Source organism: Kitasatospora sp. NPDC091257, from assembly GCF_044757675.1.
Lineage (GTDB): Bacteria > Actinomycetota > Actinomycetes > Streptomycetales > Streptomycetaceae > Kitasatospora > Kitasatospora lactacystinica.
Map to the genome: position 1 here is coordinate 1 of NZ_JBIVVI010001277.1, position 2,483 is coordinate 2,483.

Sequence of the window (2,483 nt, forward strand, 5' to 3'; positions counted from 1 at the left end):
GTGGCCTCGGTGGGCCCGTAGCCGTTGACCACCTCGATGCCGGGGCAGGCCTCCCGCACCCGGGCGACGGCGGCCGGGGAGACCACGTCGCCGCCGGTCCACACCTCGCGCACCCCGGCGAGCAGGCCCGGGCGCTCCTCGGCGACCAGGCGGAACAGTCCGGCCGTGAGCCACAGTCCGGTCACCCCGTACGAGGTGATCGTGTGCTGGAGCAGGTCGAGGTCGAGCTGCTCCGGCGGCGCCACCACGACCCGGCCGCCGTTGAGCAGCGGGACCCACAGCTCGTAGGTGGAGAGGTCGAAGGCCGTCGGGGAGTGCATCAGCACCCGCTCGTGTCCGCCGCCCCGCCATTCGGGGGTGAGCGCGAGGCCCGCCACGTCACGGTGGGTGACGGCCACGCCCTTCGGCCGGCCGGTCGAGCCGGAGGTGTACATGATGTACGCCAACTGCCCGGGTTCACAGGGGACTTCGACGTCGGACGGATCGGCGGCCTCGGACCGCACCAGTGCGGTGAGCACCTCCCGGGTGAGCACCAGGGCGGCCCCGCTCTCCCGCAGGATCAGGTCGATCCGGGAGGAGGGGAAGCGCGAGTCCAGCGGCACGTAGGCGCCGCCGGCCTTGATGATCGCCAGGATCGCCACGACCAGCTCCGCCGAGCGGTCCAGCATGACCGCGACCGGCGTCTCCGGCCGTACGCCCTGGCGGATCAGCGCCCGCGCCAGGCGGCCGGCCCGCTGGTCGAGCTCCGCGTAGGTCAGCTCGGTGCCGCCGGCCACGACCGCGACCGCCTCCGGGGTGGCCCGCACCTGGCGGGCGAACAGCTCCGGCACCGCGGCCCGGGGCAGCTCGGCCGCGGCACCGTTGGAGCCGGCGAGCAGTCGGCGGCGTTCCTCGACGGGCATGATGTCGATCCGGCTGATCGGCCGGTCGGGGTCGGCGACGGCCGCGCGCAGCAGACGGGCCAGGCGCTCGAACAGCAGCTCCACGGTGGGCGCGTCGAACAGGTCGGTGGCGTACTCCACGGCGCCGACCAGGCCGTCGGGGGCCCCGTCCGGGCGGAACTGCTCCGCCAGGCTGAAGGTCAGGTCGACCCGCGCGGTCCCGGTCGGCGCCTCCAGGTGGCCGGTCTCCAGCCCCGACAGCGCGAACTCGCCGAGCGGCGCGTTCTGCAGGGCCAGCATGATCTGGAACAGCGGGTGGTGGGCCAGCGACCGAGCGGGGTTGACCACCTCGACCAGGTACTCGAACGGCACGTCCTGGTGGTCGTACGCGCTGAGCGCCTTCTGCCGGACCCGGCCGAGCAGTTCGGCGAAGCCGGGGTCCCCGCCGGTGTCGGTGCGCAGCACCAGGGTGTTGACGAAGAAGCCGACGAGCTCGTCCAGCGCCTCGTCGGTACGGCCGGCGATCGGACTGCCGACCGGGATGTCCGTGCCGGCGCCGAGCCGGGTGAGCAGGGCCGCGAGTCCGGCCTGGAGCACCATGAACATGCTGGCGCCGCGCGCGGCGGCCAGGTCCCGCAGGGCCTGGTGCAGTTCCGCGTCCAGTCGGACCGCGACCCGGTCGCCCCGCTGGGAGGCCACCGGCGGCCGCGGCCGGTCGGCGGGCAGCTGCAGCTGCTGCGGGACGCCGGCCAGCTCGTGCTTCCAGTAGGCCAGTTGCCGGGCGAACAGGCTGTCCGGGTCGGCGGCGTCCCCGAGCAGGTCGCGCTGCCAGGCGCTGTAGTCGGCGTACTGCACCGGCAGCGGGGACCACTGCGGGGCCTCGCCCCGGCAGCGGGCCGCGTAGGCCGCGGCGAGGTCACCGGAGAGCGGGCCCATCGACCAGCCGTCGGCGGCGATGTGGTGCACCACGACCAGCAGCGCGTGCCGGTCGGGGGCGAGCGCGTACAGCTCCGCCCGGACGGGCGGCTCCGCGGCCAGGTCGAAGCCGCGCCGGGCCGTCTCCGCCAGCCGTTCGGCCAGTGCGCTCTCGTCGATCTCCATCACCGGCAGTGCGGGGCGCGCCCGAGCGGCGCTCAGCACGACCTGGTACGGCACGCCGTCGATCTCGCGGAAGACCGTCCGCAGGCTCTCGTGCCGGGCGACCACGTCCGCGAGCGCGGCGTGCAGGGCCGGGCGGTCCAGTTCGCCGGTCAGGCTGAGCGCGAGCGGCATGTTGTAGGTGGCGCTCGGCCCGTCCATCCGGTGCAGGAACCACAGGCGGCGCTGGGCGAAGGAGAGCGGCACCCTCCCCCGGCCCTGACGGCCGGGAGGTGCCCCCATGGGGCGGGCCCGGGCGGTCAGTGCGGGCCGCGCAGCTCCGGAGCCGTCCAGGCGGGCGGCCAGCCCGGCCACGGTCGGGGTCTCGAACAGCGTCCGGACCTCCAGCTCCGCGCCGAGGACCGCCCGGACCCGGGAGGCCAGGCGGGTCGCCAGCAGGGAGTGCCCCCGGGCTCGCGGTGGCGAAGACCTCCGCGCCGCTGTTCAGGGCCAACTGGATGGCGG

At 75.3% G+C, this 2,483-nt stretch carries 1 protein-coding gene and 1 pseudogene; both read right to left on the reverse strand.

The features are described from left to right. Positions 1 to 2,333, reverse strand: a 2,333-nt coding sequence (locus tag ACIQOV_RS37255) for a condensation domain-containing protein (RefSeq protein ID WP_401055220.1), incomplete at its 3' end; no start/stop codon positions are given. Positions 2,334 to 2,363: 30 nt separating this feature from the next. Next, a pseudogene (locus ACIQOV_RS37260) lies at positions 2,364 to 2,417 on the reverse strand (hypothetical protein); the annotation flags it as partial. Between the last annotated feature and the right edge of the window lie 66 nt (positions 2,418 to 2,483).